This is a genomic window from Brevundimonas lenta (genome assembly GCF_014196335.1).
Taxonomy (GTDB): domain Bacteria; phylum Pseudomonadota; class Alphaproteobacteria; order Caulobacterales; family Caulobacteraceae; genus Brevundimonas; species Brevundimonas lenta.
On the sequence record NZ_JACIDM010000003.1, the window covers coordinates 508,440 to 523,686 of the forward strand.

The following is a 15,247-nucleotide window of genomic DNA, read 5'->3' on the forward strand; positions in this document are numbered from 1 at the left end:
CCTGTCCACAGGCTCATCCCCCGCCATGACGCCGATTCGCCCAGAAAGTGATCGTCAAGCCCGTTGACGGTTGGTTAGCCATCTGCGCCCCATATGTGGGCTTGGGGAGCGCTTCCGCCACTAGGTCTTGTGGTTTGAGGCGCGGGGATCAGGTTTCGATTTTAGTTCAGGGCGGCGACAATATGGCTGGCGGCGAAGCATTGAAGACGGTGGAATTCCAGTCGGTTGCCGATGCCGAAACGGCGGCCCGGCCCCATCTGTCGGTCGTGCCCTCGATCCATATCGACCGCTCGCGCGACGCCCTGCTGACCGACTTCGGCAAGAAGACGCTGGAAGACCGCTACCTGCTGGCGGGCGAGAGCTACCAGGACATGTTCGCCCGGGTCGCCACAGCCTATTCGGACGACGCCGACCACGCCCAGCGCGTCTACGACTACATGTCGAAGCTGTGGTTCATGCCGGCGACGCCGGTGCTTTCGAACGGCGGCGCCGATCGCGGCCTGCCGATCAGCTGCTTCCTGAACTCGGTCGGCGACTCGCTGGACGGCATCCAGTCGGTCTGGAACGAGAACGTCGCCCTGGCCTCGAACGGCGGCGGCATCGGCACCTACTGGGGCGGCGTCCGCTCGATCGGCGAGAAGGTGAAGGGCGCGGGCCAGACCTCGGGCATCATCCCCTTCATCCGCGTGATGGACTCGCTGACCCTGGCGATTTCGCAGGGCTCGCTGCGCCGGGGTTCGGCCGCGGTGTACCTGGACGTCCACCACCCCGAGATCGAGGAGTTCCTCGAAATCCGGAAGCCGTCGGGCGACTTCAACCGCAAGTCCCTGAACCTGCACCACGGCATCAACATCTCGGACGCCTTCATGGAGGCGGTCCGCGACGGCAAGACCTTCGACCTGCTGTCCCCGAAGGACAACGCGGTCATGAAGACCGTGGATGCGCGCGCCCTGTGGCAGAAGATCCTCGAGATCCGCCTGCAGACCGGAGAGCCCTATCTGATCTTCTCCGACACGGTGAACCGGCAGATGCCGCAGCACCAGAAGGACCTGGGCCTGTCGGTCAAGCAGTCCAACCTGTGCTCGGAAATCACCCTGCACACCGGCCGCGACCACCTGGGCGTCGACCGCACCGCGGTCTGCTGCCTGTCGTCGGTCAACGCGGAGACCTTCCTGGAGTGGCGCGAGGAGCCGAAATTCATCGAGGACGTGATGCGCTTCCTCGACAACGTGCTGGAAGACTTCATCCGCCGCGCCCCGCCGGCCATGGCCGCCGCCGTCTATTCGGCCAAGCGTGAGCGTTCGGTGGGCCTGGGCCTGATGGGTTTCCACTCGTTCCTGCAGGCGCAGGGCGTGGCCTTCGAAAGCGCCATGGCCAAGTCGTGGAACATGCGCCTGTTCAAGCACCTGCGCCGCGAGGCCGACAAGGCCAGCCGCCTGCTGGCCGAAGAGAAGGGCGCCTGTGAGGACGCCGCCGAGCGTGGCGTGATGGAGCGCTTCTCGCACAAGCTGGCCATCGCCCCGACCGCCTCGATCTCGATCATCTGCGGCGGCACCTCGGCCGGCATCGAGCCGATCCCGGCCAACATCTATACGCACAAGACCCTGTCGGGCTCGTTCGCGGTCAAGAATCCCTATCTGGAACGCCTGCTGGGCGAGAAGGGCATCGACACGAGCGAGGTCTGGTCCTCGATCCTCGAGCACGAAGGTTCGGTCCAGCACCTCGATCAGCTGAGCGACGACGAAAAGGCGATCTTCAAGACCGCCTTCGAACTGGACCAGCGCTGGGTCGTCGAACTGGGCGCCGATCGCGCCGCCGAAATCTGCCAGGCGCAGTCGATCAACCTGTTCATCCCGGGCGACGTCGACAAATGGGACCTGCACATGCTGCACTGGCGCGCATGGGAGACCGGCGTTAAGTCGCTGTATTACCTGCGTTCCAAGTCGGTTCAGCGCGCCGCGTTCGCCGGCGCCGAGGACAAGGCAGAGGCCGAGGTCGATCCGAACCAGCCCGACCTCTTCTCGGTCGCACGCACCGATTACGACGAGTGCCTGGCCTGCCAGTAGCGCTTTAGATCCGAAGGGGTCTCCCCACCCCTTCTCCGGGGTTCGCCCGATGGCGGAACCTGGCCAGATGGCTGACGTTCGGTCGTCAGTACTGTGGCGTTAAAATGTCTGTTGGCGGGACGGCCCTAATCATGCAGGGTCGGTTCCATTGGCGGACTGAGGGGACCGTTGATGCGTTTTACGGCGATTACTGCCGGCATTTTTAGCGTCGCCGCTGCGTCGATTGCGGGCGCCAGCGAAGCTATGCCCAGACAGGTCGCCATCACCGATCCCTGGACGGTGACCCGCGAGCGCCCAGCCAACGCCTCTGACGTCAGCACCCGCCTGAACAGCGAATCCGCCGTCGTGGACGCCGATGCGCGCGACTACAGCCCCCGCCAGGGCTGGACCGGGTATGCGCCCTCGCGCAGCGCCTCGTCACCGTGGGCCGCCTCCAGCCGGGACGTCTGGTTCGAGGGCGGCGAATACAGCGATCGGGTCAGGCTGCGCACCGAAGGCAGCATCCGCCGCGCCGACGGCGCGCCCCTGCCTCCCGGACCGCTGGATCCGGCCTATTACGAGGCCGAACATTACGACCTGACCTATACGCGCGGCTGGACCGAAAGCCTGGGCCGCACCGGTTCGGGCCTCGACGTCACCCTGACGCCCCACATCGGCGTGGGTGTGGGCAGCCGCGGCGGCACCACCGAGGCTGGCGCCACTCTGCGCATCGGGCCCGATCTGGATAATCTCGTGCCCGAAGGCTCCGAGGCGTTCGGCGAACGCCCTCGCTGGTACCTGTACGCGGCGGGATCAGGCCGCGCGGTCGGCTACAATTTCGCCCGGACGCGGGACGGCGACTACGCGCGGTCCGGCGTCAGCCACGACTCCGGCAACTTCATGGGTGACGCCTCGATCGGCGTGGCCATGCGGAGAGGCGCGATCCAGGGCTCGTTCGGCCTCGTCTATCGCGAGATCGAGGCCGAAGGCGTGCACGCGGGCCATGGCGTCGACACCGACGTCTCCGAAGGCCTGATCGCCTTCCAGTTGAGCATCAAGCCGGAATAGGGTCGAGACCCGAGGGTCCAAGTCGGGATATCCGATCACTCAGCGGCGGCAGTTTCGGGCTCTCGAATTCGACCCTTTGCCCTCGCCCCTCGACCCTGCCTACTGCGTCCGGACCACGCCCTCGCGGCGGTCATCGGCGCCCCCGTCCCAACCCCAGCCATTCGGCCCCTGACGCCAGACACCGCCGTGCAGGCCGGAAATCTCGCTCGAGTTGGGGCGCAGCAGGATGCCGCGCGCCGCCAGGGCTTCGCGCATCTCCGGCGGGAAGCGTTCGGTGTCCGCCCCGAAGCCGTCGCCCTTGGCCACGAGATTGGGCAGGGCGAAGGCCTCCTGCACGGGCAGGCCCCAGTCCAGCACGGCGATCAGGGCGCGGGTGTTGTAGGCCAGGATGGCGGGGCCGCCCGGCGACCCGACGGCGCCCAGCAGATGGCCGTCGCGATCGAGGATGATGACCGGCGACATCGACGAGCGGGGGCGCTTGCCCGCAGCGACGGCGTTGGCGGCGGGAGCCCCGTCCTCGCGCGTCGGCGAGAACGAAAAATCGGTGAGCTGGTTGTTGAGGAAGAAACCCGCCGCCATCCGGCCCGAGCCGAACACGCTCTCGACCGTGGTGGTCATGCTGACGGCGTCGCCTGCGGCGTCGACGATGACGAAATGGGAAGTGCCGGCCGGTTCGGTGGTGGCGTCTCGCGCTGTGAACATGCCGCCGGGCGGCGTGCCGGCCTCGGCCGCGCCGGTCAGGCCGGGCGCCAGGGCCGCGCGGGCGGCGACATAGTCGTCGTCCAGCAGACCCTGGACCGGCACCCGAGCGAAGGCCGGATCGCCGACGAACCGATCGCGGTCGGCATACATCAGCCGCTGCAGCTGGCCGAAGGCGGCCCAGGCGTCGGCGCTGTCAGGCCCTTCATTGATGGCGGGGGTCAGTTCGGCCATAGCCAGCAGCTGGAGGACCGCCACGCCGCTGGACGGCGGCGGGGGCACACAGATGATGTAGACCCGGTACGGACGGCACAGGGCGCCGCGCTCGCGCGCCTCATAGGCGGCGATGTCCTCGACCGTCAGCAGACCCGGGCGCGGGCCTTCGGCGACGACGGCGGCGATCTCGCGGGCGATGCGCCCCTTGTAGAAGGCGTCCGCGCCTCCGGCGGCGAGTTCCGCGACGGTGTCGGCGTAGGCCGGGTTGCGCAGGGTGTCGCCGGCGACATAGCGGGTCCCGTCCGCCTTGGTGAAATAGGCGTCGGCCCAGCGGGTGCGCGCCTGTCCGCGGGTGGCGGCGATGAAGCCGGCGAGGCGAGGGCTGACGACGAAGCCGTCGCGCGCCAGCCGTTCGGCGTCGGAGAACAGGGCGTTCCACGGCAGCTTGCCGTAACGGGCCTGGACCATGGCCAACATGGCCACCGCGCCCGGGGCGCCGGTGGACCGGCCGCTGAGGATGGCGTCGCCGACCGGAAGGGGCTGGCCGTTCTCATAGAAGAGTTCGGGCGTGGCCGCCGCCGGGGCCGTCTCTCGGCCGTCGAAGCTGGTCACGTCGCCGGTCGAGGCGTCGTACAGCATCATGAAGGCGCCGCCGCCCAGGCCCGAGGATTGCGGCTCGACCAGACCCAGCACCGCCTGCACGGCGACGGCGGCGTCGACCGCCGACCCACCCTCGAGCAGCACCCGCATGCCGGCCTCGACCGCATAGGGATTGGCCGCCGCGACGAACGGCCCGCGCGCCTGGGGCATGGCCGGCGCGACCGGAGCCGCCGACGCGACAGGCGTCGTAACGACCGGTCCGCTCGCGCATCCGGCCAACGCCACCCCGGCTGCGACAGCCATGGCCGTCAGCGCGCGGAGGGGGCGGCCAGGAAGATGGATCATGTTGGACTCGACGGCGGCGGATCGGGGAGAGAGCGGGCACCCTGGCGTGTCATCCGGCAAAGCGAAACCCCCGCCGGACCGAAGCCGGCGGCCTGCCGCGAAATCAACACGGAAAACAGTCCGAACGGCTCTTGCCCCCCGCTCCCCTCTCCGCTAGATACCCGCCCTCGCCGTTAGCGGCCGTGCGCACCCGTAGCTCAGCTGGATAGAGCACCAGACTACGAATCTGGGGGTCAGGAGTTCGAATCTCTTCGGGTGCGCCACTTTCTTTCAGTTGAGACGCAAGCAGGGCGGCCTCGCCGGGCTTGAGTTGCGCCCGGTTCGAACAAAATCTTCGCCAGACGAAAAGGCCCCGGCGGATCGCCGGGGCCTTTCGTTCATTCGGAGCGCCGCTCCAGCGGTCAGACGATCCAGCCGTCGTGGGCGTGGCCGTCCATGTGCGTTCCGAAAACGCCGCCGATGAACAGGGGTGCGTCGCCGAAGCCGTGGAAGCCGTGGAAGCCGGTCTCCATGCCGCTCGCGCCGCCGGAGCCCGCGCCCTCGAAGGCCAGCTCGTCCTGAACGGGCAGCACCTGCGGCCCCGCCTTGTCGTCCAGCGCCGGTAGCACGAAGGCGTCGTCGGCCAGCATCGGCGAGACCAGCGGGCCGACGTCCTTGGCCGACAGCTCCGGCGCGGCGGCGTGGGTGTAGGTCAGCACGGTCTTGGTGTTGCCGCTCAGGAACCGCACCGCCTCGATGCTCTCGACGTAGATCGTGCCGTCGCGGCCGGCGACGGTGTCGACGATGCGCCAGCCCGAGCCTTCGGTGGTGACCGTGTACTGGGCCTGGGTCCCGCGGACGTGGACCTCGTCGTAGCCGGCGCCGCCGAACAGCCGGTCGGAGCCGCCCATTCCCTTGAGGATGTCGTCGCCGATACCGCTGGTGATGGTGTTGTTCCCGGCGTTGCCGGTGCCGTAGAATTTGTTGAAGCCGACGTAGAACATGTCCTCGACGTTGGCGGCCATGACGTGGGCCCCGACGTGGGCCTCGATGGTGTCATGGCCCTGACCGGCGATCTCGACGATCGTGTCGTAGGCGTCGAGCACATACAGATCGTCGCCGAGCCCGCCCTGCAGCTGGTTGGCCAGACCCTGACCGCCGGCGAGAATGTCGTTGCCGGCGAAGCCCAGCAGGGTGTCGGAGCCGAGACCGCCCGACAGCCGGTCGCCGAGGGCGCCGCCGACGAGGGTGTCGTTGAAGGCGGAGCCGAGGATGGCCTCGATCGAGGTGAAGGTGTCGGTGCTTCCGTCCCCGTCGTTGACCGCCCGCATGTTGTCGAGACGGGCGTGCACGCCCGCCGCGGCCTGCGAATAGTCCGCCGTGTCGATGCCGCCGCCGCCGACGAGGGTGTCGACGCCGCCGCGACCGCGAAGCAGGTCATCGCCCGCCCCGCCGGTCATGACGTTGTTCAGCGCGTTGCCGGTGCCGGAGAAGTTTCCGGCGCCGGTGTAGATCAGGTTCTCGACGTTGTTGGCGAGGTTGTAGGCGTTGATCCTTGCCTCGACCGTATCCGTGCCCTGGCCGTCGACCTCGACGACCGAGTCCAGCGCCTCCAGCACATAGCGGTCGTCGCCGAGGCCGCCCTGCAGGGTGTTGCCGGCGCCCGCGCCGCCCCACAGGACGTCGTTGCCGCCCTGGCCGAGCAGGGTGTCGGCGCCGAGGCCGCCCTTCAGCGTGTCGCCGAGCGCTCCGCCGACGAGCAGGTCGTTGAAGGCGGAGCCGGTGATGGCCTCAATGGAGGTGAAGGTGTCCGTGCCGCCGTCACCGTCATTGGTCGAGCGCATGGTGTCGAGACGGGCGGTGACCCCGGCCGCGGCCGAGGTGTAGTCCGCCGTGTCGAAGCCGTTCCCACCGTTGAGCACATCGACGCCTGCGCCGCCGGACAGCAGGTCGTCGCCGTCCGCGCCGTTGAGGGTGTCGGCGCCGCCCAGGCCTTCGATCTCGTCGCCGAGGCTCGTGCCGGTGAGGCTCTCGCCGCTCGCCGTGCCGGCGAAATACTGCCCGCCGCCGACGATCAGGGTGGCGTCGTCGAAACGCAGCCGCTCGACGTTGGTCAGGGCGTCGACGCCGTCGGGCCCGGTCACGGTCGTGACGCCGTTCACCGTCGAGACGACGTAGGCCGACAGGGCGCCGGCGAAGACCGCCGTGTCCCGCCCTGCCCCGCCGTCGATGACGTCGTCGCCGAGCCGGCCGTCGATGACGTCGTCGCCGCCGCCCGCCGAGATGGCATTGGCGCCCGGGGTGCCGACGATCGTGTCGTTGGCGGCCGTTCCGTTGATGGTGGTCGGCAGGGGCAGGCCGGCGAGGCTGTAGGGGCCGTCGCTGAACAGAAGCCGTTCGACATTGGTCAGGAGATCGACGCCATCCGGCCCCGTGACACTGGTCGTCGCGCCCGTGGTGGAGATGACGTAGGCCGCCCGGGGTCCGGAGAAGACCGCGACGTCCGTCCCGGCGCCGCCGTCGATCACGTCGTCCCCGCCCGCGCCGGTCAGGGTGTCGTCGCCGCCGAGACCGAACAGGCCTTCACCCGCCGCCGTTCCATTGAGGCTGTCGCCCGCAGCGGAACCGATGCTGTTCGTGGCGAGCATGGTGGCGACATCCAGGTCGACGTCGCCGAAGCGCAGGCGTTCGACGCCTGCAAGCGTGTCGACGCCATCGACGCCGGTGACGGTGATCACGCCGCCGTTGACGGCGACGGATGCGGCGCCCGACGAGAAGACCGCCGTGTCGGTTCCGTCGCCGCCGTCGATGCTGTCGTCGCCGGCGCCGCCGGCGATGACGTCGTCGCCCGCCGCACCCTCGAAGACGTCCGCTGCGGCCGTGCCGACCAGGGTGTCGCCGTCGGCGGTCCCGCGAATGGTCGAGTCGATCAGGGCGCCGGTGATGTCGTACAGGCCGTCCGAGAATCGGAGTTGCTCGACACCCACGAGGTAGTCGGGACCGTCCGCCCCCTGGATCGTTACCCAGCCGGGTCCCTGCGTGATGGTGTAGGCGGATCGGGGACCGGCGAAGACCGCCGTGTCCAGTCCTGCGCCGCCGTCGAGATTGTCCTCGCCGGCGCCGCCGGTCATCACGTCGTCACCGTCGCCGCCATAGAGCAGGTCGCTGCCCGCCAGGCCGGACAGGGTGTCTGCGCCGGCGCCGCCGACGATTTCATCGCCCTCGTTCGTCCCGACGAGGACATCCGCGAGCGCGCCGCCTTCGACGTAGTGGCCGGTGCGGAAGCCCGCGAGAACCGTGACATCCGCAAACTGCAGGCGTTCGACAGACGTCAACCGGTCGACGCCGTCCGGCCCCTGGACTGTCCAGACGCCGCTGACCTGGCTGATCTGATAGTTGGCGCGCGCCTGGCCGAAGACCGCCGTATCGACCCCGTCGCCGCCATCGATCTGATCGTCGCCGGCTCCGCCGGTGATGATGTCTCGCGCGGAGGTGCCCGTCAGGCTGTCCGCACGGGAGGTTCCATCGAAGACGTTGGGACCGGCGAGCGCCGCACCGGTCAGATCGAACAGGCCGTCCGAGAACTGGATGCGCTCGATGCCGACCAGCGTGTCCGACCCGCCCATGCCGCTGATGTGCGTGATCCCACCCACGGTGGAGAAGGTGTAGTGCGAGCGTTCGCCGTAATAGACGGCGGTGTCGTAGCCGGCGCCGCCGTCGATGACGTCGTCGCCCTGGTCGCCCAGGATGCGGTCGTCGCCGTCGCCGCCAGACAGGGTGTCGGCTCCGAGCCCCCCGGTCAGCCAGTCCCGGCCATCGCCGCCGTTCATGGTCGCGCCCGCGATGTAGGTGGGCACGGCCGGGGCCGACGGCGACGAGACGTGCAGGGTGTAGTTCAGTCCGGCGGTGATCGGACCCGATGTGAATCCGGAGCCGGTGTTCGCCGTCCACGAGGCGACCTGGATGTAGAAGGTGCCGCCTGTCTGGGAGGTGTACCAGAGCGCCGAGTCGGTCGATGGGCCGCCGTCGGATGCATTGTCGTCGTTGGAGGCTAGCTCCACGCCGCTGGCAGAGAACAGCCTCAGGGTGCTGTCGAAACCGGCGTCGTCGATGTCGAACGAGATCGTCTCGCCCGCCGCGAAGGTGACCGCGTAATACTCGACCCCGCCATGGCTCGTGGCCACGACGGTGGCGTGCGGAATGCTGGTGCTGTCGGTCACGCCGGTGCGCGAGTCGAGGTCGAAGGCGCCTGTCAGCGAAACGGCCGTCGCGATGGTGGCGTTGGCGGTCGCGCGCGCCTTGACGACATCCGGACCGCCGCCCGCCTTTCCGGGAGCCCCGCCGATCAGCAGATCGTCTCCGGCCCCGCCGTCGATGAGATCGACGCCGCCACCGCCGCGAATGACGTTGTCGCCGGCGTCACCCGTCAGGGTGTCGACGTACTGCGAGCCGGAAATATTCTCGACGCCCGTCAAGGTGTCGGAACCGGCTCCGCCTGTGGCCAGTCCGGCAGCCAGGCTGACCGACACGCCGGCGGACGCGCCGGTGTAGTCGGCCGTATCCAAGCCGGCGCCGCCGACAAGCGCGTCATCACCGGAGCCGCCGATCAGCGAGTCGTCGCCGTCGCCTCCTGACAGGGTGTCCGTCCCCGCACCGCCGTCGAGCCGGTCGTCGCCCGCCAGCCCGTTGAGGATGTCATTGCCGGCCAGCCCCATGACGGTGTCGGCGAAGGTCGTGCCGGCGATCGTTTCGTTGGTGAGATCGCCGGCGACCTCGATGCCCCCGGTCGGCGCCGCGGCGACCAACTGATCCGCAAACTGAAGGAACTCGACGTTACGCACCCGGACGGCGGAGCCCATGCCGGTGACCACGCCCTCCGCGCCGTTCCACACGATGGTGTAGTTCGAGAGGGCGCCGCTGAAGACGGCCGTGTCCACGCCCAGACCGCCGTCGATCAGGTCCGCCCCACCGCCGCCGGTGAGGCGGTTGTCGCCCGAGTTGCCCAGCAGCCAGTCAGCGCCCGTCCCGCCGATGGCGTTCTCGACGACCGCGCCGATCGCGATCGAGACGTTGCCCAGCAGCCCGCCGACGTTCGAGAAGGCGCCCTGGCGCAGGTCGATCCGGGCTGCGGCGCTGTAGCCGGAGAAGTCGAGGGTATCCGTGCCGCCGGCGTCCCAGACGCAGAAGATCACCGAGCTGGAAGCGCCCGTGGCGGTGAACCACGGCTGGCCGGCATTGGAATTGAAGCCATAGACCGTGTCGCCGGTCCGGGTCGCCATATTGGCCCCGTACAGACGTTGCGCGGCTGCGATATCGTCCATCAGAGGCGCCGACGCATACTGGTTCGTCCCGCCGACGCCCCGGAAGTCGCCGCCCGTGGAGCGCTCGGTGAAGTAGCTCATCACCGTGTACTGGCGGGAATCCTCGAAATAGGTCGCGTGGGTTTCGTATTCGACGTTGCCGGTCGCGCCGGCGTTGTACGCCGCCGGGTGACTGAGACCGATGGCGTGGCCGATCTCGTGCAGGAGCGTCTGATGGCCGTAACCGAGCAGGGTCGGGAAGTTGTTGTACTCGAGCGAGCGGTTGACCCAGACGTCCCCGGCGACTGCGCCGTCACCCGTCGATCCGGGCTGTCGGGACGGCAAGTAGGCGAAAGCGGCGGCTCCGCTCTCGCCCGTCGCATAGTTGCCGAACAGGATGGTGGCGCTGTTGGAATACTGGCTGCCCACGTCGCTTATGCGCGTGAAGGTGATCCCCGAGACATCGGACCAGGCGGCCATCGACATTTCCGCGGCGATGATCTGCTCGGCGTTGAAGCGGGAGAATCCGGCCGTGTCTTCCGGCATCGTGCCGGGAGCCGAAGTCCGGAAGGCGTAGGTTACGTTCGCAGCCTGGCCGAGTCCTGCGGCCCAGCTGAGATCGGTGCGTGTGATCCGTCCCGCAGCGTCTCCGGTCGTCAGCGAAGGCTTGCCGCTGAAGTCCCCGAACCCACGATCGTCGGCGTTCAGCGTGGGGCCGACAGCAGCCGGATCGCCGGTCGAGGTCGCCCCGTGGAAGCGCGCGCAGCAACCACACACCGGATAGGCGGCTATGGATCCGAACGCGCCTTCGGAACCTCCCGTTTCGCCTGCGGCGTCGGACAGCCCAGGGACGGTGATAGCCGAGCCGAAGCTCCGGTGGTTGAGCACGCCAACTGACATCTGGATTTTCCCTCGAACGGCCCGGCGGCCGCGCCTCCCCCGGCGCCCGATCCGCCGGTTGCGTCACAATCGACGATTGCGCAGCGGAGCGCAAACGGAAGGCGTAATCTCCCGCGACGGACCGCGCCCTGGCGCGTTACGCCTGGGTGACCAGAAGCGATCAGACCGGGACCGCAGATCCTCTCGCCCCGCTTCGGGCGCGGTTCCGGGAGCGGTCGCGTAACGACGCCCGGGCGCTGAAGGCCGCGCTTGAGGGGCAGGACTACGCCGCGATCGAGAGCATCGCCCATGGGCTGGCGGGGATGGCCGGCATGTTCGGGCATGCGGAATTGGCCGAGGCGTCCGCCGCCATCGACGGCGTCTTCGCCCGCGGAGGCCGGCCGTCAGGGGATGCGGTGCAGGCGCTGATCGGGATCATCGACCGTACGGTCGAGGCGCCTCACTCGTAAACGATGCTGAGCGGGAAGCTGGCGGCTTCGTCCGTGACGGACAAGAGGCCGTCGAGGCCGGTGATCTCAAGACGGTCCCGACCCTCGCTGTCGAGACGCGACACGCCCGAGGTCGAGATGTCTCCGCCGTTGTCGCTGACGATGCGGAAGGCGTGGGCCTGACCGACGGCGCCGCCGTTAGGGATCCGGACGCGGTAGACGCGGTTCGGATCGCCGCCGACCATGATGATCGCGGGCGCGTCCGCCTGCACGGAGACCACGGCCTCGAATCCCGGCTCGGAGCTGACCTTCAGCCGCACGGGAGCGGTGGTCGCGACCTGCAGCGAGTTCTCGATCGTCAGGCTCGAGGTCGAGCGCGCCGACTGGGCGGCGGCGGCGGTAGGCAGCAGAAGTGCTGCGACGATGAGGAGGGGGATACGCATCAGAGGACCTGCGCCACGACATAGTAGTCGAATGTGTCCGGACCAGGCGTCGCGCCTGCGACGATGCGCACGTCCATGCCGAGGTTGAAGGTCGCGGTCTTCGTGCCGAGCGGATTGATGTCGAACGCCAGGATGCTGCCTTCAGCCGGGGGCGAGCCCGTGTCGAAGCTGCCGTTGGTGATCGAACTGACCCGGAAACGGGTGATCGAGGCCGGACCGGAGTTGGACGTCGCGACGATGTAGATCCGGATGTGGCTGTTGCGGCAGTCGTCGGTGTTCGGCTTGGCGCCGCAGCTGACGCTGATGGTCGGGGCCCGGACAGAGCCGGTGGTCAGCCGGATCGCGTCGCCCGAGGTGCGGGTGACGGCGCCTGAGGTCGAGACGCTGAAGGTCGTAGCCGAGGCGCCGCGGATGGTCACGCCCAGGACGGGCGCAAGGCCCGCCGTCCGGCTGACGGCGATCTGGGCATGGGCGACGGCGGGCGCGAGCGTCGCCAGCACGAGGGCGAACAGGGTGGGTATCCACGCTCTCATCATCGGGCTTCTTTCTCGATACGAACCAGGACGGCGCCGCCCCTGACAAACCCGCCAGCGGGCGGAACGATCACCGTCACCGGCTCGACCAGCGACATCCCCAGGGCCCGGGCCTGGTCGGGCTGCAGCCGGACGGCATAGGTCCCGGGCCGGGCCGACTCGATGAACACGACGCCGGCGTGATCGCTCCGCGCCTGCAGGACCTCGCCGCTGTTCTCGGGGACCAGTTCGACGTTCACGGCGGCCAGCGGCCGGGTGGCTCCATCGGCGCCCTGCAGTTGCACGCGCAGTTCGACCTCGGCCGTGCGCTGCATGGGATAGTTGATGACGGCCGTGCGCCCCGGGCGAGGCTCGATCTCGAAGACCGCGGCGCCGCCGGCGAGGAAGGGATCATCGACGCCTTCCGCGTTCAGCCGGACGCGCGCCGTGGGCGGGTCGCCCAGGCCCGAGATGAAGACCCGACCGTTTTCGTCGGTCGGCGCGGCGGCGGCCGGGGCGTCGACCACGACATTGGCCACGCCCGGCTCGTCCGTCTGGCGCAGGCCGTCGGCGTTCTCATCGACCCAGGCGTTGACCTGCACCGAGCCGCCCGAGGCGACGCCCGGCCGGACCATTCGGTAGCGCCGGGCGCCCGGGTCGTATCCGAAGCCGAAGCTCAGCTGCATGCCGGCGCGCCAGTCGCCGGTCTCGGCCTCGAAGCTGGCGTTGAGCGCCAGGTCGAAGGCGCGGGCGCGCCACAGGTGGGACGCCTGCAGGCTGGTCTGTTTCTCCGGCCCGAGCGTGCGGACGACGCCGAGGCGCAGGGCCTGGCTGTCAGAAATCTGCCAGTCCGCGGTGGCGTAGGCGCTCTCTATCCGCGGGTCCGGCGAGATGTCGTAGGCGACGCCGCCGCGCAGCTGGAGTTTGGAGAACACCAGGGTCGCCACGTCCGTGGCGCCGGCCCAGCGCTTCAGGCCGCTGCCGTCGGCGCGCTTCTCGTCCTCATAGATGATGCTGCTGGAGGCGTAGAACCGACCCACGGGCGCCGAGGCCCGAAGTTCGCCGTCGACCAGCGTACCGCCGTCCTCGCGCTCCACCCGGCGGACATTGAACGAGACAGGCACGATGACCTTCCACGGCCCCTCGAACTGGCCGTCAGCCCGGAAATCGCTGGCGCGGCGCAAGGGGGACAGGTCTGTGACACCGGCCTGCCGTGTCTCATCTATGAACCCACCACGGTATTCGGAGTGACGTCCCACCAAAGAGACACCAAAGGGGCGTGTCGCAATCCCGAGACTGAGACCCTGCCCGCCCTGATCGTCGAAGGCGACGTCGCCCTGGAGCGCGGATGCGAACAGCGAACCGCGCAGGCCGAGGGTCGCCATGGAGCGGGCGTCCTCGTTACCAGGCGTGTAGTGGGCCAGACCGGCGCTGACGGTCAGGCCGGGCGACAGGCCGTAATCCAGGGCGGCGACAAGCCTCGGCGCCTCGACCTCGAAGATCGTCGGATCGTCGTCGCCGACCTCGAAAACATTGCGCCCCTGCTCGACGGCGCCGAAGCGGAAGACGAGACGACCGGCCTCGACCTGGCCGCTGCCGAAATTGATGCGGCGAACGACTTCGCGGGTCTGGCCGTGCGAGCCGTAGAAGACGAGGCGGATGGTGTTCAGGCCGTAGGCAAGCGGTACGTCGAGGAATTCGAACCGGCCCTGCACCGGAGTGACGGCGGAACCCTGGAGCACCTCGTTGACGTAGAGCTCGACCTCCTCGCCGATGGCCAGTTCGCCGCGCAGATCCAGGGGCGTGCCGATATCGAGGTTTTCGAGCGGCGCGGAACTGTAGAAGACACCACGACCGTCGAAGCTGGCGGCGCCGATCGGCAGGGCCGGGGTGAAGACGTCGCCGAGGGCGGCGCGGGTGCCGCCCAGCGGCCCGAGGCTATGGCCGTCCGGATCCTTGCGCGACAGCAGCACGCGGACGTCGCTGATCTCGCCATCGTCGTCCGAACCGACGAAGCCTTCGAAACCGGCGTAGAGCAGGTCGCCCGCGGCACGCACGTCGTACCGGCCCGCCTGATCGACGCCGTCGCGGGTCAACAGACCGCCGATGTTGACGTCGAAAGCGGGGGGCGTGAACAGCTCGTAGGGCGTCTCGAGACGGATGACCTCTTCCTCGATTGGCGCGACGCCCAGTCCGGTGCGTCGCTGCTCGCGCTCAAGGCGCTGCTGGAACGGCAGCGGCTCGGTGGCTGTCAGGGTCAGGATTTGCGCGCTGGTGTCAGGGACCAGACGCACCGGCAGCAGTTGCTCCACCAGGTCCGTACGCAGGTAGAGATCGTCGCCGTAGATGACCGCCTGTTCGGCGCTGAATTGGATCGTCCGTCCACTGATGGTCGCCTGGCCGGCGGCCAGATCGATCGACACTTCACGGTCGGGAGAGATGACCCAGCCTTCGGCGCGACGCTCGGCCGGAAAGACGCCGATCGCCAGATCGAGAATGCGCGAGAACTCGCCCATCGGCACGAAGACGCCGGCGCGGGACGCATAGACGTTCATCGACTCGGCCAACTGGAACTCGCCGGAGCGGACTTCCATCCACAGCAGGTCGTCAGCGGTAAAGGGCCCCGGATTGGCGGCGATCACCAGATTGTCGACGACCCGATCCTGGGCGGTCGCAGGGGCGACGCCGAAGGCGAGGCAAAGCGCCGCCACA

General features: G+C 68.8%; 8 protein-coding genes and 1 tRNA gene. 4 read left to right on the top strand and 5 right to left on the bottom strand.

All coding sequences use genetic code 11. The features are described 5' to 3' along the window. Positions 1–182 precede the first annotated feature (182 nt). Both GGR12_RS15640 and GGR12_RS15645 read left to right on the top strand, forming a co-directional pair. Entirely contained in the window at positions 183–2,066 is a 1,884-nt protein-coding gene (locus GGR12_RS15640) for a ribonucleoside-diphosphate reductase subunit alpha (RefSeq protein WP_183205575.1), read from the top strand. A 243-nt stretch (positions 2,067–2,309) separates the two neighbouring features. Further along, positions 2,310–3,113 carry a lipid A-modifier LpxR family protein gene (locus GGR12_RS15645; protein ID WP_183205577.1) on the top strand — a complete coding sequence of 268 codons (804 nt, stop codon included), beginning with the start codon at positions 2,310–2,312 and terminating at the stop codon, positions 3,111–3,113. A gap of 99 nt (positions 3,114–3,212) precedes the next feature. Here the strand turns inward: GGR12_RS15645 and GGR12_RS15650 are convergent, their stop codons facing one another. Beyond that, positions 3,213–4,973, bottom strand: coding sequence for a gamma-glutamyltransferase family protein (locus GGR12_RS15650; protein WP_183205579.1), 1,761 nt, complete (start codon positions 4,971–4,973; stop codon positions 3,213–3,215). 186 nt (positions 4,974–5,159) lie between these two features. On the opposite strand from GGR12_RS15650, the gene GGR12_RS15655 reads away from it, so the two are divergent. Next, a tRNA-Arg gene (locus GGR12_RS15655) sits at positions 5,160–5,236 on the top strand. Between the two features lie 138 nt (positions 5,237–5,374). Here the strand turns inward: GGR12_RS15655 and GGR12_RS15660 are convergent. Then, the gene (locus GGR12_RS15660) at positions 5,375–11,152 is read right to left on the bottom strand and encodes a M10 family metallopeptidase C-terminal domain-containing protein (protein WP_183205581.1); all 5,778 of its coding nucleotides are present in this window, start codon (positions 11,150–11,152) and stop codon (positions 5,375–5,377) included. Positions 11,153–11,298: 146 nt separating this feature from the next. On the opposite strand from GGR12_RS15660, the gene GGR12_RS15665 reads away from it, so the two are divergent. Continuing rightward, positions 11,299–11,601 carry an Hpt domain-containing protein gene (locus GGR12_RS15665; protein WP_183205583.1) on the top strand — a complete coding sequence of 101 codons (303 nt, stop codon included), beginning with the start codon at positions 11,299–11,301 and terminating at the stop codon, positions 11,599–11,601. On the opposite strand, the gene GGR12_RS15670 is transcribed toward GGR12_RS15665, so the two are convergent. Genes GGR12_RS15670 through GGR12_RS15680 form a run of 3 tightly spaced genes read right to left on the bottom strand, consistent with a single transcriptional unit; the run spans position 11,592 to position 15,246 of the window. Beyond that, on the bottom strand, positions 11,592–12,023 hold the full coding sequence (locus GGR12_RS15670) for a hypothetical protein (protein ID WP_183205585.1): 432 nt from the start codon (positions 12,021–12,023) through the stop codon (positions 11,592–11,594). The two genes, GGR12_RS15665 and GGR12_RS15670, sit on opposite strands and share 10 nt — an antisense overlap. Further along, complete coding sequence (locus tag GGR12_RS15675; RefSeq protein WP_183205586.1) at positions 12,023–12,556, bottom strand: hypothetical protein; 534 nt, start codon at positions 12,554–12,556, stop codon at positions 12,023–12,025. The genes GGR12_RS15670 and GGR12_RS15675 overlap by 1 nt, the downstream gene beginning before the upstream one ends. Then, complete coding sequence (locus tag GGR12_RS15680) at positions 12,556–15,246, bottom strand: hypothetical protein (protein WP_183205589.1); 2,691 nt, start codon at positions 15,244–15,246, stop codon at positions 12,556–12,558. Before GGR12_RS15680 ends, GGR12_RS15675 begins: the two co-directional genes overlap by 1 nt. Position 15,247: the final 1 nt, after the last annotated feature.

Coding starts and splice junctions, on each gene's coding strand:
- GGR12_RS15640 (WP_183205575.1), top strand. CDS start 183: ATGGCTGGCGGCGAAGCATTGAAGACGGTGGAATTCCAGTCGGTTGCC.
- GGR12_RS15645 (WP_183205577.1), top strand. CDS start 2,310: ATGCCCAGACAGGTCGCCATCACCGATCCCTGGACGGTGACCCGCGAG.
- GGR12_RS15650 (WP_183205579.1), bottom strand. CDS start 4,973: ATGATCCATCTTCCTGGCCGCCCCCTCCGCGCGCTGACGGCCATGGCT.
- GGR12_RS15660 (WP_183205581.1), bottom strand. CDS start 11,152: ATGTCAGTTGGCGTGCTCAACCACCGGAGCTTCGGCTCGGCTATCACC.
- GGR12_RS15670 (WP_183205585.1), bottom strand. CDS start 12,023: ATGCGTATCCCCCTCCTCATCGTCGCAGCACTTCTGCTGCCTACCGCC.
- GGR12_RS15675 (WP_183205586.1), bottom strand. CDS start 12,556: ATGAGAGCGTGGATACCCACCCTGTTCGCCCTCGTGCTGGCGACGCTC.